This is a genomic window from Vibrio vulnificus CMCP6, assembly GCF_000039765.1.
Lineage (GTDB): Bacteria > Pseudomonadota > Gammaproteobacteria > Enterobacterales > Vibrionaceae > Vibrio > Vibrio vulnificus_B.
Genome location: NC_004459.3, coordinates 1674026 through 1694994 on the forward strand (window position 1 = coordinate 1674026; position 20969 = coordinate 1694994).

Genomic DNA, 20969 nt, shown 5'->3' on the forward strand with positions numbered 1-20969 from the left:
AAGGAAACCCCGAGGCAACTCGGGGTTTTTGTATTTCTACTATGATTCTACGTTCCCAAAAAAAATCCTTAGATCTTTCATTCCCTGTTGTGATGGGAATTCTTAATGTCACACCTGACTCGTTTTCCGATGGAGGCCAATTTAATGCGCTTGATGCGGCATTGGCCCAAGCCGAGCGAATGATTGCTGCCGGTGTGAGTATCATTGATGTCGGTGGTGAGTCAACACGTCCAGGTGCGCCAGAAGTCTCATTGGAAGAAGAGTTGAAGCGCGTTATTCCTGCAATTCAAGCCATTCGGCAAAAGCACGATGTTTGGATCTCTATTGATACCAGCAAAGCGGAAGTGATGAAGCAAGCCATTGAAGCCGGTGCGGATCTCATTAATGATGTTCGCGCATTGAAGGAGCCAGGGGCCTTGGCAGTTGCCGCGAAAGCCCAAGTTCCGATTTGTCTGATGCACATGCAAGGCCAACCTCGAAGCATGCAGCATAACCCAAGCTATCAAGATGTATTAAAAGAGGTCAGCGAATTTTTGGAAGAGCGTGTTGCAGCCTGTGAAGAAGCCGGTATTGCAAAAGAGCTGCTTATTCTTGACCCTGGGTTTGGTTTTGGCAAAACCATCGAACACAATTATCATCTGTTAGCGCATTTAGAGGCATTTCATCAATTAGGTTTGCCGATTTTGGCGGGCATGTCTCGTAAATCGATGGTTTTTAAATTACTGAACAAAAAGCCTGCAGAGTGCATGGTGGCTAGTGTAACATGTGCGACGATTGCTGCTATGAAAGGCGCTCAGATCATTCGCGTTCATGATGTCGAAGAAACCGTTGAAGCGATGCGAGTCATTCAAATGATGCATAAAAATATCTGAGTAAAAAAGAATATAAGAAGGAATAAACATGTCGGATAAAAGACGTTATTTTGGTACAGATGGTGTTCGTGGGAAAGTAGGTCAGTATCCTATTACTCCCGACTTTGTACTAAAACTTGGCTGGGCTGCAGGTCGTGTATTAGCGAAGCAAGGAACGAAAAAAGTTATTATCGGCAAAGATACGCGTATTTCAGGCTATATGCTTGAGTCTGCTTTAGAGGCGGGGCTTGCGGCTGCGGGTTTAAAGGCGACTTTTACTGGGCCGATGCCAACACCTGCTGTGGCGTACTTGACACAAACATTCCGTGCTGAAGCTGGTATCGTGATCTCTGCTTCTCACAATCCATACTATGACAATGGCATTAAATTTTTCTCTTCTGAAGGGACAAAATTACCCGATGATATTGAGTTAGCTATTGAAGCTGAGTTGGATAAAGAAATCGAATGCGTAGAGTCTGCAGAATTAGGTAAAGCGACACGTCTCAACGACGCGGCTGGTCGTTATATTGAATTTTGTAAAAGTACGTTCCCTTCAGAGTTGAGCCTAGCAAAACTTAAAATCGTTGTAGATTGTGCCAATGGTGCAACGTATCACATTGCGCCAAATGTGTTTACTGAACTGGGTGCCGATGTTATTGCTATGGGCGTAACGCCAAACGGCACCAATATTAACCATGAAGTAGGCGCAACCGATGTACGCGCTCTACAACAACGTGTTGTTGAAGAGCAAGCGGATTTAGGATTGGCGTTTGACGGTGATGGTGACCGAATTATCATGGTCGATCACTTAGGTAATAAAGTCGACGGCGACCAAATTGCCTATATTATTGCGCGAGATGCATTGCGTCGTGGTGAACTTAAAGGGGGCGTAGTGGGCACCCTTATGACTAACCTTGGTATGGAAAATGGCCTCAAGCAACTGGGTATTCCATTTGTACGCGCTGCGGTTGGCGATCGCTATGTGATGGAAAAACTGTTAGAGAAAGGTTGGAAGATCGGCGCTGAAAACTCTGGACACGTAATTCTGCTGGATAAAGTAACTACTGGCGATGCCATTGTTGCCGCATTGCAGGTGTTGGCATCTGTTGTGGGCAGTGAACTATCACTAAATGAGCTTTCAAAAGGCATGACACTTTACCCACAAGTGCTCGAAAACGTGCGCTTTGCTGGACAAGGTAATCCACTAGAAGCCGAAGCCGTTAAAAAAACCGTGGAAGACGTTGAAGCCGATTTGGGCAGTAAAGGCCGAGTTCTGTTGCGTAAATCAGGCACCGAGCCATTAATTCGTGTGATGGTAGAAGGCGAAGATGGTGAACTTGTACAAAACAGTGCACTTAAAATAGCACAAGCAGTGAAAGACAACTGCTAAATTATCACAAGCTTATCTTCTAGGATGTGAAAGGAGCTACTTTGAAAGTAGCTCTTTTTTTCGGTTAAAATTGATATTTTGCCCCTTTTTTAACCGTTCAGTGCATTGTGTTCTTTTTTTTGTATTTTTCGCTTGTCATGAATGACACCTTTCGTTAGTATTGCTCGGCCTTCAGTTAGGAGGATGCTAGCCTTGTTCTTGCTTGCGTAACGCAAGTCAGAGAATGGCGCTGGCTCAACAATTTGGAACATAGGTGGAAAAATGTTTAGCGTTCTACTTGTGATTTACCTGTTGGCAGCGCTTGGTGTAATTGGCCTTGTGTTGATTCAGCAAGGTAAAGGCGCAGATATGGGAGCCTCGTTCGGTGCGGGCGCATCAAACACTGTTTTTGGTGCCAGCGGCTCAGGTAATTTCCTTACCCGAACAACTGCTATTTTAGCAACAGTATTTTTTATCGTGAGCTTAACGCTTGGTCGCATGTCGACTCATAAAGCAGAGTCTCAATGGGTTGACCCAACACAAGGTCAAGTTGTTGAACAAGTTCAAGATAACGTGAGTGAAGCTCCTGCTAAGTCAGATGAGATTCCTCAATAAGCGAAAGCTTTAAAATTGCCGAGATGGTGAAATTGGTAGACACACTAGCATGAGGTGCTAGCGCCTATGGTGTGAGGGTTCGAGTCCCTCTCTCGGCACCATTGATTTTACAAACTTGTAAATAACTGTGTTGAGCGTATAATGCTCAGCTAGTCGGACGCGGGGTGGAGCAGCTTGGTAGCTCGTCGGGCTCATAACCCGAAGGTCGTCGGTTCAAATCCGGCCCCCGCAACCAATTTTCGATTGGATGCAAGTTTGGTAGTGCTAACCACACTACAAGTTAAGCAACATCGGTTGTTTAACGTATCAGGGTCCAGCAACAAAAAACCCCGACTAATCGGGGTTTTTTGTTATCTGTACTTCTCGCTGGTGCGAGTTTTGTACAGATAGTGCTTGGTTTTTATATTGGGCTCTGAGCCCTTTTTTTATTTCTGGAGTGGTTTGAATGACTGGTTTAGAAAGACAACTGACAGAGATGCTTGAATCGGCAGTCGTTGCATCTGGTTATGAGTTAGTTGGATTAGAATTTATTCGTGCGGGTGAACACTCGACATTGCGTATTTACATCGATCATGAAAATGGCATTACCGTTGAAGACTGTGCAGAAGTAAGTCATCAAGTAAGTGCTGTGCTTGATGTTGAAGATCCAATTTCAGTGGCGTATAGCCTAGAAGTTTCTTCACCAGGTTTGGACAGACCACTTTTTAAACCTGCACATTATGAGCAGTTTATTGGTCAAGAAGTCAACGTTGTATTGAAAATGGCTGTAGCCAACCGTCGTAAATGGAAAGGTGAAATCCATTCTGTTGATGGTGAGGCCATTACACTGACGGTTGATGGTCAGCAAGAAGAATTCGCTTTGAGCAACATTTCCAAAGCTAACCTTATCCCTAAATTTTAGTTCCTGAACAAGTTTTCAGATTAGAGGCTAATTAAATGAGTAAAGAAATTTTAGCGGTAGCAGAAGCGGTATCGAACGAGAAAGCGGTACCTCGTGAGCGTATCTTTGAAGCTTTGGAGATTGCTTTAGCGACTTCGACTAAGAAAAAATACGAAATCGAAATCGATGTGCGTGTTGCTATCGACCGCAAAACAGGCGAATTCGTCACATTCCGTCGTTGGTTGGTGGTTGATGAAGTAGAAAACCCAACGAAAGAAATTTCGTTCGAAGCTGCTAACTACGACGATGAATCTGTTCAGCTTGGTGATTTCATTGAAGAAGAGATCGAGTCAGTAACGTTTGACCGTATCACTACTCAAACAGCAAAACAGGTTATTGTACAAAAAGTTCGCGAAGCAGAGCGTGCACAAATCGTTGAGCAGTTTATTGATAACGAAGGTGACCTAGTTACTGGTGTTGTGAAAAAAGTAAACCGTGAAACAGTTGTTCTTGATCTAGGTAACAACGCGGAAGCGGTCATTCTGCGCGATGACCAACTACCTCGTGAAAACTTCCGTCCGGGTGACCGTGTACGTGGTCTTCTATATAAAGTTGCACCAGAAGCACGTGGCTTCCAATTGTTCATCACACGTTCGAAGCCTGAAATGCTTGCTGAACTATTCCGCGTTGAAGTTCCTGAAATCGCTGAAGAAATCATTGAGCTTAAAGGCGCTGCACGTGATCCAGGTTCTCGTGCCAAAATCGCAGTGAAAACCAATGACAGACGTATTGATCCTGTTGGTGCGTGTGTAGGCATGCGTGGTGCACGTGTTCAAGCGGTGTCTGGTGAGCTTGGTGGCGAGCGTATTGACATTGTGCTTTGGGACGATAACCCAGCTCAGTTCGTTATCAACGCGATGGCGCCAGCGGATGTTGCATCCATCATCGTTGATGAAGATGCCCACTCAATGGATATTGCTGTTGAAGCGGGTAACTTGGCGCAAGCTATCGGCCGTAATGGTCAGAACGTACGTCTAGCGTCTCAACTAACGGGTTGGGAACTGAACGTAATGACGGTTGAAGATCTGCAGAAGAAACATGCAGAAGAGTCTCAAGCGTCAATCGACAACTTTATGAAATATCTAGATATCGAAGAAGACTTCGCTCAGCTGCTTGTTGAAGAAGGTTTCTCAACACTAGAAGAAGTCGCATACGTACCAGTAAACGAGCTATTAGAAGTTGAAGGTCTGGATGAAGATCTTATCGAAGAGCTACGTAGCCGTGCGAAAGATGCACTAACCACGATCGCATTAGCTCGTGAAGAGTCATTCGAGGGTGTTGAGCCAGCAGAAGATCTACTAAATCTAGAAGGTCTTGAGCGTGAAATGGCATTCAAATTGGCTGCGAAAGGTGTTGCATCACTAGAAGATCTAGCAGACCAAGGCATCGATGATTTAGAAGGTATCGACGGTCTAACAGAAGAGCGTGCAGGTCAGTTGATCATGGCAGCACGTAATATCTGTTGGTTCGGAGAAGAAGCATAATATTCAGCAAGGGGAGGAAGCGGCATGACACAACTTACAGTTAAAGCACTGAGTGAAGAAATTGGTACGCCAGTTGACCGCTTATTAGAGCAACTTGCTGATGCTGGCATGAAAAAATCGAGTTCAGATCAAGTTTCAGATGAAGAGAAGCAAAAACTGCTGACGCATCTGAAAAAAGAGCACGGCGACACCTCTGGTGACGCCGAACCAACTCGTTTGACTCTACAGCGTAAAACACGCAGCACGCTAAGTGTTAATGCTGGCGGTGGTAAGAGTAAAGATGTTCAGATTGAAGTGCGCAAAAAGCGTACCTACGTAAAACGTAGTGCAATCGAAGACGAAGCAAAACGCGAAGCTGAAGAAGCGGCGCAACGTGAAGCTGAAGAAGCAGCAAAACGTGCAGCCGAAGAAGCGGCGAAACGTGAAGCTGAAGAAGCAGCGAAACGTGAAGCTGAAGAAAAAGCGAAACGTGAAGCTGAAGAAGCCGCAAAACGTGAAGCTGAGAAGTCGGTTGATCGTGATGCAGAAGAGAAAGCGAAACGTGATGCTGAAGGTAAAGCAAAACGTGACGCTGAAGAAAAAGTTAAGCAAGAAGCAGCGCGAAAAGAGGCCGAAGAGCTAAAACGTCGTCAGGAAGAAGAAGCTAAGCGTAAGGCTGAAGAGGAAAGTCAGCGCAAGCTTGAAGAAGCTCGCGAGATGGCTGAAAAGAATAAAGAGCGTTGGTCTGCTGCAGAAGAGAATAAGGGTGATATGGAAGATACAGATTACCATGTAACGACTTCACAATATGCACGTGAAGCCGAAGATGAAGCAGATCGTAAAGAAGAAGAAGCTCGTCGCCGTAAGAAGAAGACCAAATCTTCTGCTAAAGCGAGCGAAAATGACGAACGTGGCGGTCCACGTGTACAACGTGGTGGAAAGGGTGGCCGTAAAGGCAAACTTTCTAAGCCTAAGTCAATGCAACACGGTTTTGATAAGAGCGCAGTTGTTGCGAAATCAGACGTTGTGATTGGTGAGACGATCGTTGTTTCTGAACTTGCGAACAAAATGTCGGTTAAAGCGACCGAAGTTATCAAGATCATGATGAAGATGGGCGCTATGGCAACCATCAACCAAGTTATTGACCAAGAAACAGCGCAGCTTGTTGCTGAGGAAATGGGTCACAAAGTTGTTCTACGCAAAGAAAACGAGCTTGAAGAAGCGGTACTTTCTGATCGTGACAACATGTTTGAAGCGGTACCTCGTGCTCCTGTCGTAACCATCATGGGCCACGTAGACCACGGTAAAACGTCAACGCTTGACTACATTCGTCGTACTCACGTTGCCTCTGGTGAAGCGGGCGGTATTACGCAGCACATCGGTGCATACCACGTTGAAACTGAGAACGGCATGATCACCTTCCTGGATACTCCTGGACACGCGGCGTTTACCGCAATGCGTGCTCGTGGTGCTCAAGCGACGGATATCGTTGTTCTTGTTGTTGCGGCAGACGATGGTGTAATGCCACAAACTGTAGAAGCAATTCAGCACGCGAAAGCGGCTGGTGTTCCACTGATTGTTGCAGTGAACAAGATCGATAAAGAAGAAGCAAACCCAGACAACGTTAAGAACGAGCTATCTCAGTACAACGTAATGCCTGAAGAGTGGGGCGGTGAGAACATGTTTGTTCACATCTCTGCGAAACAAGGTACTAACATTGATCAACTACTTGAGACAATCCTTCTTCAAGCTGAAGTTCTAGAACTAACAGCAGTGAAAGACGGTATGGCTTCTGGTGTGGTTGTTGAATCTCGCCTTGATAAAGGTCGTGGTCCGGTTGCAACTGTACTTGTTCAATCTGGTACGCTACGCAAAGGTGATATCGTTCTATGTGGCCAAGAGTATGGCCGTGTACGTGCGATGCGTGACGAAATCGGTAACGAAGTTAACGAAGCTGGCCCATCAATCCCTGTAGAGATCCTAGGTCTTTCTGGCGTTCCAGCTGCGGGTGATGAAGCGACTGTTGTTCGTGATGAGCGTAAAGCACGTGAAGTAGCTAACTACCGTGCAGGTAAGTTCCGCGAAGTGAAACTGGCTCGTCAGCAGAAGTCTAAACTAGAGAACATGTTCTCTAACATGGCGGCTGGTGATGTTGCAGAACTTAACATCGTACTGAAAGCTGACGTACAAGGCTCTGTTGAAGCTATCGCAGACTCACTAACAAAACTTTCAACTGAAGAAGTGAAAGTGAACATTGTGGGCTCTGGTGTTGGTGGTATCACAGAAACTGACGCAGTACTTGCTGAAGCGTCTAACGCAATCATCCTGGGCTTTAACGTTCGTGCTGATGCCTCTGCGCGTCGAGCTATCGAAGCGGCAAGCATTGATCTACGTTACTACTCAATCATTTACCAATTGATCGACGAAGTGAAACAAGCGATGAGCGGTATGCTTGCGCCTGAATTCAAACAAGAGATCATTGGTCTTGCTGAAGTTCGTGACGTGTTTAAGTCACCTAAGCTGGGCGCAATCGCAGGCTGTATGGTTACTGAAGGTCTGATCAAGCGTAACGCACCTATCCGTGTACTTCGTGATAACGTTGTAATCTACGAAGGTGAGCTTGAGTCACTACGTCGCTTTAAAGACGACGTTGCAGAAGTTAAGAATGGCTACGAGTGTGGTATCGGCGTTAAGAACTACAATGATGTTCGCGTTGGTGACCAAATCGAAGTATTCGAAACAATTGAGATCAAGCGTACGATCGATTAATTGACTAAAATTGCCGATAACTGGCAATTGTAGGTTGTTGAATACGCCATGGGGGGTTGGGATATCCACCCCCCATTCTTTCTATATAAGAGAAAAGATATGTCAAAAGATTTTAGCCGCACGCAGCGTGTTTCACAGCAGCTGCAAAAAGAACTTGCGATGATCCTGCAACGTGAAGTTCGTGATTCTCGTTTGGGTATGGTGACGATTTCCGATGTGGAAGTGTCACGTGACCTCGCTTATGCGAAAGTCTTTGTTACCTTCCTATGTGTTGGCGAACAAACACCTGAATCTTGTCTAGCCGCGCTACGTGAGCATGAAGTACATATTCGTATGATGCTAGGTAAACGCATCCGTCTTCGTTTGACGCCTGAAGTTCGCTTCTATTACGACAACACTTTGGTTGAAGGTATGCGCATGTCAAACCTTGTCACCGAAGTGGTCAACAAAGACAAAATCAAGCAAAAAGATGCAGGTCGTGAGGACGAAGAGTAATGGCTCGTCGTCGTAAAGGTCGCCCGATTGATGGTGTTATCTTATTAGATAAACCAACAGGAATGTCATCTAACGATGCTTTGCAAAAAGTAAAACGTCTTTACTTCGCTGAAAAAGCCGGCCATACAGGCGCGCTTGACCCTTTGGCGACGGGTATGTTGCCAATCTGCCTTGGTGAAGCGACAAAGTTTTCTCAGTTCTTGCTCGACTCAGATAAACGCTATCGAGTGATTGCCAAGCTAGGTGAGCGCACCGACACTTCAGATTCTGACGGCGACGTAGTGGAAACGCGCCCTGTTAACGTGACGCTTGAGACCCTAGAAGCGTGTATTGAGAAATTCCGTGGCGAATCTGATCAAGTCCCCTCGATGTTCTCAGCATTGAAATATCAAGGTAAGCCTTTATATGAATATGCACGTAAAGGCATTGAGGTGCCACGTGAGTCTCGTAAGATAACCGTCTATGAGATCACTCTTCACCGCTTTGAAGGTGAGGAAGTGGAAATGGAAGTGCATTGCTCAAAAGGTACTTACATTCGCACAATCGTCGACGATCTAGGTGAAATGCTTGGCTGTGGTGCCCACGTAACCATGCTACGTCGTACAGGTGTTGCAAAATACCCTTATGAAAACATGGTGACCTTAGAGCAGCTTAATGAATTGGTTGATAACGCCAATCGTGATGGTGTTGCACCACGTGAGGTGTTGGATCCACTGCTGATGCCGATGGATACCGCAGTTGAAGATTTGCCAGAAGTGAATCTGATCGCGGATCTAGCCGATATGGTGATGCATGGCCAAGCTGTTCAAGTCTTGGGTGCGCCTACAGAAGGCCAACTCAGACTGACCATGGGTGAAGAAAGACGCTTTATCGGTGTCGGTGAAATGAATCGCGATGGGAAAATTGCACCAAAACGTTTGGTGGTTTTTCGCGACGAAGAGTAGCGAAACAGAGCATAAATAAAAATACCGGCACAGAGGCTAATGCCGATCAGTTAAGAGATAAATGATCGGTTGAACGATCCTGCAGATGGCTTATAAAGGCTCTAAGTTTCTAAAACTTTGAGCCTTTTATTTTGCAATTAACTACAGCCCTAACACTCGCCAATCGTTATGCCCCCAATACTGAACAACTTGGAAAACTCAGTGACATTCTTTGCCCTGATTTCATCAACCAATGCTTAGAAGCTTCTGGTGTGGCCACTATTCGTAAACGTCGTATCCCTCTCGACATGGCCGTTTGGGCGGTCGTTGCTATGTCGCTTTACCGACAAGAGCCTTTGTGGTCAATTGTCTCCAAAGCGCAATTAATGTTGCCCGGGAAGCGAAGTCTGGTTGCCCCTAGTGCTATCGTTCAAGCGAGACAACGGCTCGGGGCTGATGCAATGAAAGAAGTATTTCATCAAAGCCAGAGCTTATGGAATGAAACAGCTGACCATCCGACTTGGTGTGGATTAAAACTCCTCGCTGTCGATGGCGTGGTATGGCGAACGCCAGACACTAAGGAAAACCGTGATGCGTTTCAATCTGCGTCAAATCAGAATGGTGAAGGTAGCTTTCCTCAGGTGCGTATGGTTTGCCAGATGGAGTTGACCAGTCACATGCTGGTCGCCAGTGCTTTCGCGAGTTACAAAACCAATGAGATGATATTGGCGGAACAGTTGATTGAAACAACACCAGACTACAGCCTCACAATGTTCGACAGAGGTTTTTACTCTCTTAGCCTTCTTCATCGTTGGGCAAATACAGGTAATGAAAGGCATTGGCTAATGCCAATGCGCAAGAATACCCAATTTACTGAAGTTAGAAAGCTGGGTCGCAATGATCGGATTGTCGAACTCAAGACAACGCCTCAAGCGAGAAAGAAGTCCCTGTCACTACCTGAAACCATCGAAGTTCGCCTGATAAAGAAAACTATCAAAGGGAAAGAAGTGAGTATCTTGACCTCGATGACTGATCATCGTCGTTATCCGCCAGCGGAAATAGCAGAGCTTTACAGTCATAGATGGGAAATCGAAGTGGGATATCGTGAAATGAAGTCTTCACTTCTGAACAACGAGTTCACACTGAGAAGCAAGAAGCCAGAGATGGTAAAACAAGAACTATGGGGCTTATTACTTAGCTATAACATTATTAGATATCAGATGGTTAACATGGCTAAAGCTGTGCCAGGCATCTACCCCAACCAACTGAGCTTCACAACGTGTGCTCACTCTATCATTCACGTAATTTTGGGGTTCTGGTTGGAGTCAGCGGGAACAATCCCTAAGCGCATTACTCACTTGCAAGAGGAGGCGATACACCATGTCTTGTCCATTAAACGAGAAGAGCGGATATATCCGAGAGCAATAAAACCAAAGGCAAAGAAATACCCCAATAAAAAAAGCCAGTCAGCTTAACTGACTGGCATTAGGCACAGAGGCCGGTATTTTTGTATTGCTCAAAGGGAGAATATTCCCTATAATTCGCGCTCCTCGTGTCGGCTGAATCAGAGATTGGCTGGCACAAATATTAACCTACTCTTATTAGGAGAGAATTATGTCTCTGAATGCAGAAACTAAAGCAGCAATCGTTGCTGATTACGCACGTGGCGAAGGCGACACTGGTTCACCAGAAGTACAAGTAGCACTACTAACTGCTTCTATCAACCACCTACAAGGTCACTTCCAAGCGCACAAAGGCGATCACCACAGCCGTCGTGGTCTTCTACGCATGGTTTCTCGTCGTCGTAAGCTTCTAGACTACCTAAAAGGTAAAGATCTAGCTCGCTACCAAGACCTAATCAAACGTCTAGGCCTACGTCGCTAATTAGTGACTGCATAGCACAGTTTGTCGAAAAAGGGGCTATATGCCCCTTTTTTGTATCTGCAAATCACCATCACCTTCATCGCTTTTTTCTCTCTTTACCGTTTTTGTTTCTTCATTTTATATTGTTTCTTCTGACATTAGCGTTCCGCCAATTTCCTAACTGACTCGCAGAGCGGAAACCTCACAGTGCAAAACGCTCAGAATCTTATTGTTGATGTTTTACACACCAATATGTTGTGTGCAAAATTTCGGCAATTCTGTAATGCCGTCAATGAGATACAAGATCATGTCAAAACCTGCAGCCACGATAGGTCATAATCATCTTTGTCCCAAAAAGACTGGGAAGATTCCTCACGTTGGAGGGCCGATCACGACAGGTTCAAGTAATGTCATGATCAACGGTGTGCCAGCAGCAAGAAAGGGAGATTCCATGGTTTGTGTGGGGCCTCCTGATAGCATAAAACAAGGCTCATCTTCCGTATTCATTAATGGTAAGCCAGCGGCTCGAATGTTTGACGCTACCAATCATGGCGGTGTCATTATTGGCGGTAGCCCTAATGTGTTTATTGGTGATGCTGGGTGCTATCCTGACTCACAAGACTCTGCAGTTGCAAGTAGCGACTCTCGTCCGCAAAGCAATGAAGATAAACAAGTAGCGCCACCAACAAAGCAAAGTAATTCTCTCTCAAACGAGCCTCAAGCTTCACCCTCATCTACGTCACATACGCCAGCGAATGGTTCCTCGACATCATCGGCTGTAGATAGCAATACCGTATATCCGGGTCTGTCGACAGATCAGAATCGTGAGCCGAAAACATTTTCCATTGTTCCTATTCGTTATGCGATTGATATGGAAAGGCAGACGCCTGAATCGGTACTAGGCCGCGGGCCTCTGTCAATATCGACACCCTACGTGCTACGTCAGTTGCGCGATGGATGGCTTTATATTTATGACGACCTCACTCAAGAGATAACGGAGTATAAAGTAGAAGGCGCATCACTTACTGGCGATGCAAACATCTATCTCGAAGGCACAACCCTGCATATCGCTTTCTCATTAATACAATGGACAAAGCGTATTGTTGATACCCTCAAACAAGATTCGAGTTTAAGACATCGATGGATGCGTCGAGTGGTTTGTATTGAAGGAGAACAGTGGCATGTTGGTGATGAATTGACGCTCGAACATGTTTCGGATATGGATACGTGTCCACACGATTTTATAATGAGCTCGGTTTCATTACGAGAGCCGCCTAAAGTAGATTCAGGAGATGAGGTAGAGAGTAACCCGACAGCAGACGCTATTATGAGTCAGCTCGTAACCAGCAAACCCACTTTTTCCGCAGGTGAGTGGCTAGGAAATGCTCAGGGGGACGTAACATTAGTTGTGGCGTTGGATGATGTGCTTTCTGATGTACTTGATCTCACTATCCCATTAAATGTGCCAATTATTGAAAACCTTTCAATAACGAAAGATGAAGACGAATTTCATAAGCTTGAGATGGCACGTATCGCGCGAAGTTTGGCGCGAGTGCAAGTGCCTGAATCGAAGTGGAGTTCAAACATCAATAAATCAACCTATCCTTATTTTGAAGCTGATTTACATGCCTATTTTAAGGAGCGCGAGGCGGATGTTACTGAATTAGTCGCAAAGCAACAAAAACAAAGTTATGTGAGCCTGAATACTAAGGAGCACTCTACACACGGCTCCAAAGGGCTAAAAATATTACGAGAACGCTGGGACTATGTGCCAGATGAACTTGATCATAAGCTCTGGTTTGAAAGACGAAAATACGTCGATGAAGTCAATTGGAAAAAACTGGATCGATTCAGTAACGAGATGGAATCCAAGTTGGGAGAGGCAGAGACGAAGATCGACCTCTATATGCGTGAGTTATACTCAGGCTTACAGGGGGCTGACGTCGTTGACCCTATGCGTTATGGCATAGATATCTACACACAAGAGGGTATGAATCACTACATTGTCCTCACCCATGAAATCTTTACCACCATGCAACTAGCGGTGCAAAACCGTGAACGAGAACTTAAAAAGTTAAATGAGTTTTTAGCGGGACGAAATATTCTCTCCTTTGCCCCCTATGGCGGCAGTGAATCCCTTAGCTTTGCGGTAACGCGAGAGCTGGATAATACCGAATCAATAAATCTAGTTCCCCACTATACCAATATCGTTGGGGCATTTGATAAATTAAAAGATCTGATGCAACACGGTACAGGACGCGATGCGATATGGGTGCGAGAACTAACCGAAGAAGCTCGTGCAGTACTCGATATATTGGGCAAAACTTTGAAAGGAGAGCTGAGTGACTATTTGAACCATTTGTTGCTCTATATCTATCCTGATCGTTTATCGAGTCCTCCCCTGCTGTTTGAAATAAAAAGGGCCATTTGGTGGTGTCGGATCAAACAGGAAGTACCGAGATTTAATGATGACTATATCAATGGAACGCAACGATTTCGGAAAGAGTTTAAGCAGTTGGTTAAAGAACTCTCTGATGAATATTACAAACTCGACAAGCACACAATATGGCCGGTCCGAAAATACAACCAGTATAAAAAACTGAGAACATCGTTACTTGAAAAATTGGTGGAACATCCGGACTTGATCTCTATTCGTGCCGACGAAAGTTTTCGCCAAAGTCGCAAGGCCTTACACGCGCGTTATATGCAGTTGGTTGGAGGAAAGTTTACACAAGCGAGCACTGCTTATAGCTCAGTTGGTGGTAACGCGGCATTAACGGTACTGCTCAATAGTATTAACTTAAATATGCTTAGTGGAACGCTAGGTGATACTGGAAAAGGCTCTGATGTACATAGCAAAGCACTTCAAGATGTTGGAATTGGACTGATGTGGCTAATTTCCGCTTCTGGAGATCTCACAAAAAATCTTGTTGGGTCGTATTTGTCTAAGTCAATATCTGATATGAAGACAAAAACAGTCATGGAAATTGCCTCTGCAAAAAGTATAAAGATTAGAGGGATAAGTGCCAATCGGATTTTTGTTTCTGCTCTTGTTACAGGGGCGATGTTTGGTGCTATAGCGTCGGCTTGGGAAATATACAAAAATAATCGTTTATTTCTACAATCAAACAATATATATGAGAAGGGGCTTTTACTACTTATTTCTTCTTCATATCTAGCTCAATTTGGTGTTTATATGGCAGTTTATATACGTGCTTCTATTTTAAACATAGCAGTTGGAAATTTACTTTTACCGTGGATGGTGACTGTCGGTGGATGGGTTGCAATAAGCACTGTATTTATTCAAATTTTATATGAAATCAGCAAAAAAAATGAAATTGAAAAGTGGCTATCTGAATCTACGTGGGGAAAGAGTAATGCTAAATGGAGCAAGGAGAAAGAGCTATTAGAGTACAAAAAAATAGCGTTGAAACCAATAGTAGAAATCAAAGAACAAGCTAGCGTGTTCCCTTATGGGATGGAAAAAACAACACCAAGTAGTGAAGGTTATTATCATGCGTCAACTACCAAAATGGCTGTTAATAGCCCGTTGTGTCGCTATGTATGCCGATTTTACGTTCCAGATCCAGAGCAAGGCATTGTTCTGACCATATTAAATAATGCGATTTTTATTCAAAAAAGTGGAAAATGGGAGCAGGAAGAAGGCCAATATTTCTATGAGATAGCGATGGAAAGTCGTACTGGTTTACGAGTAAATGTGACTTATGCTAGTGATGAAAGTGATATATGTTATCTAGTTTCAGGAAAAGGGGAAGGGCAATGTTCAGTTTCTTTCAATGATGGACGAGAAGTGAATGGTGATACATATCAAATTATAGGGCGTAAATAATGTCGATTTTTTACTCATTGGATGAGCAGGCGATAAAGCAAGAGATTGCTTATAAAAAAGAAAGGCTCTCTACAGAAGATATATTATTTTCTTGGGTTTGTACGCCTAAGAGATTTTTTGTTGAGGAGGTTTTTGTTTTTTCTATGATTATATTTCCATCCTTAATTTTTTTCTTTTCAGCTTCAAGTTGGGATGGGGTATTTTTTGCGTTTTTTATTACTGTATTCATGATTTTGTTTGGACTCTATATGAGATTTACTGTTTTTCAACCTAAAACGTATTGTTATGAACTCACTAAAGTCGGTATTCGGTATACCATAGAAGAGAATGTACATGAGAACTTTTACAAGTTTTCTCGCGCTGGAGGTAAATTAGCGGCTTTTGTCAGTGTTATTGCGGTTATATTTTTAGGGCCACTTGCATTAGCGGGAGCGGGTGCGGGGTTACTTCACGCGAGAGCTATGTCTAATCATAGAAAAAGGACAGAATACGAGGAGTATATTATTCCGAATAGTTTTCGTGTTAGGTATCAACATAGTCGCCAGCAGGTCGCATTAAACCCTAGGTTTGAGTTGGAAATGCAGGAAATAGGAGTATGGGAGATGACATCACCTCCGGGTATACATATAGACAAATCTGATCTTTATAAGTTGTTTTATTATCTTAAAAAAGAGTTTGACGTGATTGATATAAAAGAGGTCAATAGCTTTAAAGAACTTAAACTTGAATATTTAAATTAAACGATATGTTTTTTATAGTCTACATTCCTCGGTCGGACTCTAGGTTTTTATGGACATGGATGAGATGGTTTTTTACTCATTGGATGAGCTGGCGATAAAGCAAGAGATTGCTTATAAAAAAGAAAATCTTCCTACAGCAGATGTATTGTTTTCTTGGGTTTGTACGCCCAAAAGATTGTTTTTTGAGGAGTTGCATGTTTTATTGATGATTGTTGTACCTCCATTGTTGTTTATTCTTCAAATGGAAGAAGATGACAATTTTATTTATGCATTTATTTTTTTTGTAATTTTCTTTTTATTTGGGCTTTATTATAGGTTTACCATTTTTCAACCTAAAACATACAGCTATGAACTCACTAAAGTAGGCATTCGATATACCATAGAAGAGAATGTACATGAAAACTTTTACAAGTTCTCTCGCGCTGGAGGTAAATTAGCGGCTTTTGTCAGTGTTATTGCGGTTATATTTTTAGGGCCACTTGCATTAGCGGGAGCGGGTGCGGGGTTGCTTCACGCGAGAGCCATGTCTAATCATAGAAAAAGAACAGAGTACGAGACTCATATTATGCCAAATAGTTTTCGTGTCCGATATCATCGTGCTCGGCAGGAAGTCGCTATCAATCCAAGGCATGAGAAAGAAATGATGAGTATAGGTATATACAGTTTTGGAACTCGAGAAGACATTCACATTTCACCTGATAAATTGTATCAGTTACTCTTCTATCTAAAAAAAGAATTTGACGTAATTGATATCAAAGAGGCTAAGACACATAAGGAACTAAACAGAGAGTATCTCAATTAGACAAAATTATCTAGGTATATCTGAAAATGGATTTTTACTCATTGGATGAGCAGGCGATAAAGCAAGAGATTGCTTATAAAAAAGAAAATCTTCCTACAGAAGATATATTATTTTCTTGGGTTTGTACGCCTAAGAGATTGTTTGGTGAGGAAGTTCTAGTTTTTGGTATGATGATCATACCTTCGCTAATCGTTGCCTTATTAGTGCCACCAACTATTGAAGATTTTGTAGTGTGGTTTGGTATTACTGTAGTTATGGTTTTACTTGGCCTCTATTTGAGGTTTACTGAGTTTCAACCTAAAACGTATTGTTATGAACTCACTAAGGTCGGTATTCGGTATACCATAGAAGAGAATGTACATGAGAACTTTTACAAGTTTTCTCGCGCTGGAGGTAAATTAGCGGCTTTTGTCAGTGTTATTGCGGTTATATTTTTAGGGCCACTTGCATTAGCGGGAGCGGGAGCGGGAGCGGGAGCGGGAGCGGGTGCGGGGTTACTTCACGCGAGAGCTATGTCTAATCATAGAAAAAGGACAGAATACGAGGAGTATATTATTCCGAATAGTTTTCGTGTTAGGTATCAACATAGTCGCCAGCAGGTCGCATTAAACCCTAGGTTTGAGTTGGAAATGCAGGAAATAGGAGTATGGGAGATGACATCACCTCCGGGTATACATATAGACAAATCTGATCTTTATAAGTTGTTTTATTATCTTAAAAAAGAGTTTGACGTGATTGATATAAAAGAAGTCAATAGCTTTAAAGAACTTAAACTTGAATATTTAAATTAAACGATATGTTTTTTATAGTCTACATTCCTCGGTCGGATTCTAAGTTTTTATGGACATGGATGAGATGGATTTTTACTCATTGGATGAGCAGGCGATAAAGCAAGAGATTGCTTATAAAAAAGAAAGACTCCCTATAGAAGATATATTATTTTCTTGGGTTTGTACGCCTAAGAGATTGTTTGGTGAGGAAGTTCTAGTTTTTGGTATGATGATCATACCTTCGCTAATCGTTGCCTTATTAGTGCCACCAACTATTGAAGATTTTGTAGTTTGGTTTGGTATTACTATTGTTATGGTTTTACTTGGTCTCTATTTGAGGTTTACTGAGTTTCAACCTAAAACGTATTGTTACGAACTCACTAAAGTCGGTATTCGGTATACAATAGAAGAGAATGTACATGAGAACTTTTACAAGTTTTCTCGCGCTGGAGGTAAATTAGCGGCTTTTGTCAGTGTTATTGCGGTTATATTTTTAGGGCCACTTGCATTAGCGGGAGCTGGAGCGGGATTACTTCACGCGAGAGCTATGTCTAATCATAGGAAAAGAAAAGAATACGAAAGACATATTATGCCAGATAGTTTTCGGGTTAGATACCTTCGTGAACGTCAACAGATTGCTTTTAATCCAAGATTTGAGAGAGAAATGCGTTCAATTGGTATATGGGAGTACTCATCACCACTGGATATTTATATAGATGAATCATTTTTATATAAACTGTTTTATTATCTTAAAAAGGACTTTAATGTTATTGATATTAAAGATGCTACTGATTATATCGAACTAAAAGCAGATTTTTTAGACTAATTATATATTTTAAAGGAAATTTTCCAGATGGATTTTTACTCATTGGATGAACGGGCCATTAAGCGAGAGATTGATTATAAGAATGAAGAGATATCCAAAGCTGATGTGTTTTTTTCGTTGGTGACACTTCTGTGCCTGAAGCCAGAGTTACGTCGATATCCGAATATTGATGACTCATGAAATTATGTATCTTTGACGCCTGACCCATCATTTAGTTGGCAAGTCGCTCGTTTTTTAGTCTCCTACTTTGCTAGTTTTCTCAATGATGTCCGACAATCTTGACCTACCGAATAGCGTGTAGGTATGAAGTGGTTTATACTACCCAGCGTCTCAACCTTCACTGTTGAGCATTTACACCTCAATACATTGCCGTCAGTCTGTCGACCAATAGGTCGCGACTATTCCAAATAGCTTGCTTTCAGGCTCTTTGCACTAGTCGCGATATGCAATGTTTTGAGACCTAATACCAACGTCCGAATTTATTTTCGGCAACAAGGAATAATAATGTTCGAAAAACCAGTTGTTAAAACGTTCCAGTACGGTAACCACACGGTTACTCTAGAAACTGGCGTTATCGCACGTCAAGCAACCGCTGCTGTTATGGTTACTATGGACGACACTGCAGTATTTGTTTCTGTTGTCGGTAAGAAAGAAGCAGTTCCAGGTCAGGACTTCTTCCCTCTAACCGTAAACTACCAAGAGCGTACTTACGCTGCAGGTAAAATCCCAGGTGGTTTCTTCAAGCGTGAAGGCCGTCCTTCTGAAGGTGAAACGCTGACTGCTCGTCTAATCGACCGCCCAATTCGTCCTCTATTCCCTGAGGGTTTTAATAACGAAGTACAAGTTATCGCAACGGTAGTGTCTGTTAACCCAGACGTACAGCCAGATATCCCAACAATGATTGGTACCTCTGCAGCGCTTGCTATTTCTGGTATCCCATTCAACGGTCCTATCGGCGCGGCACGTGTTGGTCACATTGACGGTCAACTTGTACTAAACCCAAGCAACACTGAACTAAACGCATCTCGTCTAGATCTTGTTGTTGCGGGTACTGAATCTGCAGTGCTAATGGTTGAGTCAGAAGCTGACAACCTTACTGAAGAAGAAATGCTATCTGCAGTGGTATTTGGTCACGACCAACAACAAGCAGTGATCAAAGCAATCAACGAATTCGCAGCAGAAGTTGCGACGCCATCTTGGAACTGGGTTGCTCCTGAAGCGAACACAGCTCTTAACGAGAAAGTGGCGGATCTAGCAGAAGCGAAACTTGTTGAAGCTTACAAAATTACTGAAAAGATGGCTCGTTACGACCGTATCCATGAGATTGCGGCAGAGGTTAATGCAGTTATCCTTGCTGAAGATCCAGAAGCAGATGCAAAAGAAATTCACACTATCTTCCACGATCTTGAGAAGACGGTTGTGCGTCGTAGCATCATTGCTGGCAACCCACGTATCGATGGCCGTGAAAAAGACATGGTTCGTGCACTAGATGTACGTACTGGCGTTCTTCCACGTACTCACGGTTCTTCACTATTCACTCGTGGTGAGACTCAGGCGCTAGTAACGGCGACGCTAGGTACTCAACGTGATGCGCAAATCATCGACGAGCTAACGGGTGAGAAGAAAGATTACTTCCTACTGCACTACAACTTCCCTCCATACTGTGTAGGCGAAACGGGTTTTGTCGGTTCTCCGAAGCGTCGTGAAATCGGTCACGGTAAACTTGCGAAGCGTGGTATTGCTGCAGTAATGCCATCAATTGATGAGTTCCCATACACAGTACGTGTTGTTTCGGAAATCACAGAATCTAACGGTTCATCTTCAATGGCTTCTGTATGTGGTACTTCTCTAGCGCTTATGGACGCTGGTGTGCCAATCAAGGCTTCTGTTGCTGGTATCGCAATGGGTCTGGTTAAAGAAGGCGACGATTTTGTTGTTCTTTCAGATATCCTTGGTGACGAAGACCACCTAGGCGACATGGACTTTAAAGTTGCGGGTACTTCTACTGGTATCACTGCACTTCAAATGGACATCAAGATCGAAGGTATTACGAAAGAGATCATGCAAATTGCGCTTAACCAAGCTCAAGGCGCGCGTAAGCACATCCTATCTGTGATGGATCAAGCTATCTCTGGTGCTCGTGACGATATCTCTGAGTTCGCTCCTCGCATCCACACGATGAAGATCAGCGCAGACAAGATCAAAGACGTTATCGGTAAAGGTGGCGCAGTGATCCGTGCTCTAACTGAAGAGACAGGCACAACCATCGAAATCGAAGATGACGGTACTATCAAGATTGCAGCAACAGAAGGTGCGGCAGCGAAAGAAGCGATCCGTCGTATTCAAGAGATCACCGCTGAAGTTGAAGTGGGCGTAATCTACACAGGTAAAGTAGCTCGCCTAGCTGATTTTGGTGCGTTCGTAACGATTCTTCCAGGTAAAGATGGTCTTGTTCACATTTCTCAAATCGCTGACAAGCGTGTAGAGAAAGTGTCTGACTACCTAACTGAAGGTCAAGAAGTTCAAGTTAAAGTACTTGAAATCGACCGCCAAGGCCGCGTTCGTCTAAGCATGAAAGAAGCGGTAGAAAAGCCAGTTGAAGCAGAAGCGCCAGCGGCAGAAGAAGAGTAATCTTCACGTTGACACATACTTGTCTAGGGCTTTTCTCGCTTAAAAGCCTGAAAGCATGTTAT

16 protein-coding genes and 2 tRNA genes are annotated in these 20969 nt (G+C 43.5%); all 18 read left to right on the forward strand.

Translation table 11 applies throughout. From position 1 onward, the window contains the following. The first annotated feature begins 41 nt into the window (after window positions 1-41). The 18 genes from folP (at window position 42) to pnp (ending at window position 20907) form a co-directional block, all read left to right on the forward strand. Complete coding sequence (gene folP / locus VV1_RS08005) at window positions 42-872, forward strand: dihydropteroate synthase (RefSeq protein WP_011079611.1); 831 nt, start codon at window positions 42-44, stop codon at window positions 870-872. 28 nt (window positions 873-900) lie between these two features. Next, on the forward strand, window positions 901-2241 hold the full coding sequence (gene glmM / locus VV1_RS08010; protein WP_011079612.1) for a phosphoglucosamine mutase: 1341 nt from the start codon (window positions 901-903) through the stop codon (window positions 2239-2241). Window positions 2242-2502: 261 nt separating this feature from the next. Then, window positions 2503-2835 carry a preprotein translocase subunit SecG gene (gene secG, locus VV1_RS08015; RefSeq protein WP_011079613.1) on the forward strand — a complete coding sequence of 111 codons (333 nt, stop codon included), beginning with the start codon at window positions 2503-2505 and terminating at the stop codon, window positions 2833-2835. A 17-nt stretch (window positions 2836-2852) separates the two neighbouring features. Then, window positions 2853-2936 (forward strand) — tRNA-Leu (locus VV1_RS08020). A gap of 57 nt (window positions 2937-2993) precedes the next feature. Further along, window positions 2994-3070, forward strand: a tRNA-Met gene (locus VV1_RS08025). Between the two features lie 210 nt (window positions 3071-3280). Next, the gene (gene rimP / locus VV1_RS08030) at window positions 3281-3736 is read left to right on the forward strand and encodes a ribosome maturation factor RimP (RefSeq protein WP_011079614.1); all 456 of its coding nucleotides are present in this window, start codon (window positions 3281-3283) and stop codon (window positions 3734-3736) included. A gap of 35 nt (window positions 3737-3771) precedes the next feature. Further along, window positions 3772-5259 (forward strand): transcription termination factor NusA, encoded by a 1488-nt coding sequence (gene nusA, locus VV1_RS08035; protein WP_011079615.1) that lies wholly within the window; start codon window positions 3772-3774, stop codon window positions 5257-5259. A 24-nt stretch (window positions 5260-5283) separates the two neighbouring features. After that, window positions 5284-8007 carry a translation initiation factor IF-2 gene (infB, locus tag VV1_RS08040; protein WP_011079616.1) on the forward strand — a complete coding sequence of 908 codons (2724 nt, stop codon included), beginning with the start codon at window positions 5284-5286 and terminating at the stop codon, window positions 8005-8007. Between the two features lie 99 nt (window positions 8008-8106). Then, on the forward strand, window positions 8107-8502 hold the full coding sequence (gene rbfA, locus VV1_RS08045) for a 30S ribosome-binding factor RbfA (RefSeq protein ID WP_011079617.1): 396 nt from the start codon (window positions 8107-8109) through the stop codon (window positions 8500-8502). Continuing rightward, a complete protein-coding gene (gene truB, locus VV1_RS08050) occupies window positions 8502-9446 on the forward strand; it encodes a tRNA pseudouridine(55) synthase TruB (protein WP_011079618.1) in 945 nt (314 codons plus the stop codon). Before rbfA ends, truB begins: the two co-directional genes overlap by 1 nt. Window positions 9447-9577: 131 nt before the next feature. Continuing rightward, window positions 9578-10900 (forward strand): IS4-like element ISVvu2 family transposase, encoded by a 1323-nt coding sequence (locus VV1_RS08055; RefSeq protein WP_011079619.1) that lies wholly within the window; start codon window positions 9578-9580, stop codon window positions 10898-10900. Window positions 10901-11039: 139 nt separating this feature from the next. After that, window positions 11040-11309, forward strand: coding sequence for a 30S ribosomal protein S15 (rpsO, locus tag VV1_RS08060; RefSeq protein ID WP_011079620.1), 270 nt, complete (start codon window positions 11040-11042; stop codon window positions 11307-11309). 286 nt (window positions 11310-11595) lie between these two features. Then, window positions 11596-15138: a PAAR domain-containing protein gene (locus VV1_RS08065; RefSeq protein ID WP_043920943.1), complete on the forward strand. Its 3543-nt coding sequence runs from the start codon at window positions 11596-11598 to the stop codon at window positions 15136-15138. Continuing rightward, window positions 15138-15878, forward strand: coding sequence for an immunity protein TsiV2 protein (locus tag VV1_RS08070; RefSeq protein ID WP_011079622.1), 741 nt, complete (start codon window positions 15138-15140; stop codon window positions 15876-15878). Before VV1_RS08065 ends, VV1_RS08070 begins: the two co-directional genes overlap by 1 nt. Before the next feature lie 49 nt (window positions 15879-15927). After that, the gene (locus VV1_RS08075; protein WP_011079623.1) at window positions 15928-16680 is read left to right on the forward strand and encodes an immunity protein TsiV2 protein; all 753 of its coding nucleotides are present in this window, start codon (window positions 15928-15930) and stop codon (window positions 16678-16680) included. A 26-nt stretch (window positions 16681-16706) separates the two neighbouring features. Beyond that, complete coding sequence (locus VV1_RS08080; protein ID WP_011079624.1) at window positions 16707-17471, forward strand: immunity protein TsiV2 protein; 765 nt, start codon at window positions 16707-16709, stop codon at window positions 17469-17471. A 49-nt stretch (window positions 17472-17520) separates the two neighbouring features. Further along, on the forward strand, window positions 17521-18276 hold the full coding sequence (locus VV1_RS08085; RefSeq protein ID WP_011079625.1) for an immunity protein TsiV2 protein: 756 nt from the start codon (window positions 17521-17523) through the stop codon (window positions 18274-18276). Window positions 18277-18780: 504 nt separating this feature from the next. After that, on the forward strand, window positions 18781-20907 hold the full coding sequence (gene pnp / locus VV1_RS08090) for a polyribonucleotide nucleotidyltransferase (protein WP_011079626.1): 2127 nt from the start codon (window positions 18781-18783) through the stop codon (window positions 20905-20907). Window positions 20908-20969: the final 62 nt, after the last annotated feature.

What these genes read in the sequence shown, in the direction of transcription:
- folP (WP_011079611.1), top strand. Translation starts at nt 42, where the DNA reads ATGATTCTACGTTCCCAAAAAAAATCCTTAGATCTTTCATTCCCTGTT.
- glmM (WP_011079612.1), top strand. Translation starts at nt 901, where the DNA reads ATGTCGGATAAAAGACGTTATTTTGGTACAGATGGTGTTCGTGGGAAA.
- secG (WP_011079613.1), top strand. Translation starts at nt 2,503, where the DNA reads ATGTTTAGCGTTCTACTTGTGATTTACCTGTTGGCAGCGCTTGGTGTA.
- rimP (WP_011079614.1), top strand. Translation starts at nt 3,281, where the DNA reads ATGACTGGTTTAGAAAGACAACTGACAGAGATGCTTGAATCGGCAGTC.
- nusA (WP_011079615.1), top strand. Translation starts at nt 3,772, where the DNA reads ATGAGTAAAGAAATTTTAGCGGTAGCAGAAGCGGTATCGAACGAGAAA.
- infB (WP_011079616.1), top strand. Translation starts at nt 5,284, where the DNA reads ATGACACAACTTACAGTTAAAGCACTGAGTGAAGAAATTGGTACGCCA.
- rbfA (WP_011079617.1), top strand. Translation starts at nt 8,107, where the DNA reads ATGTCAAAAGATTTTAGCCGCACGCAGCGTGTTTCACAGCAGCTGCAA.
- truB (WP_011079618.1), top strand. Translation starts at nt 8,502, where the DNA reads ATGGCTCGTCGTCGTAAAGGTCGCCCGATTGATGGTGTTATCTTATTA.
- rpsO (WP_011079620.1), top strand. Translation starts at nt 11,040, where the DNA reads ATGTCTCTGAATGCAGAAACTAAAGCAGCAATCGTTGCTGATTACGCA.
- VV1_RS08065 (WP_043920943.1), top strand. Translation starts at nt 11,596, where the DNA reads ATGTCAAAACCTGCAGCCACGATAGGTCATAATCATCTTTGTCCCAAA.
- VV1_RS08070 (WP_011079622.1), top strand. Translation starts at nt 15,138, where the DNA reads ATGTCGATTTTTTACTCATTGGATGAGCAGGCGATAAAGCAAGAGATT.
- VV1_RS08075 (WP_011079623.1), top strand. Translation starts at nt 15,928, where the DNA reads ATGGACATGGATGAGATGGTTTTTTACTCATTGGATGAGCTGGCGATA.
- VV1_RS08080 (WP_011079624.1), top strand. Translation starts at nt 16,707, where the DNA reads ATGGATTTTTACTCATTGGATGAGCAGGCGATAAAGCAAGAGATTGCT.
- VV1_RS08085 (WP_011079625.1), top strand. Translation starts at nt 17,521, where the DNA reads ATGGACATGGATGAGATGGATTTTTACTCATTGGATGAGCAGGCGATA.
- pnp (WP_011079626.1), top strand. Translation starts at nt 18,781, where the DNA reads ATGTTCGAAAAACCAGTTGTTAAAACGTTCCAGTACGGTAACCACACG.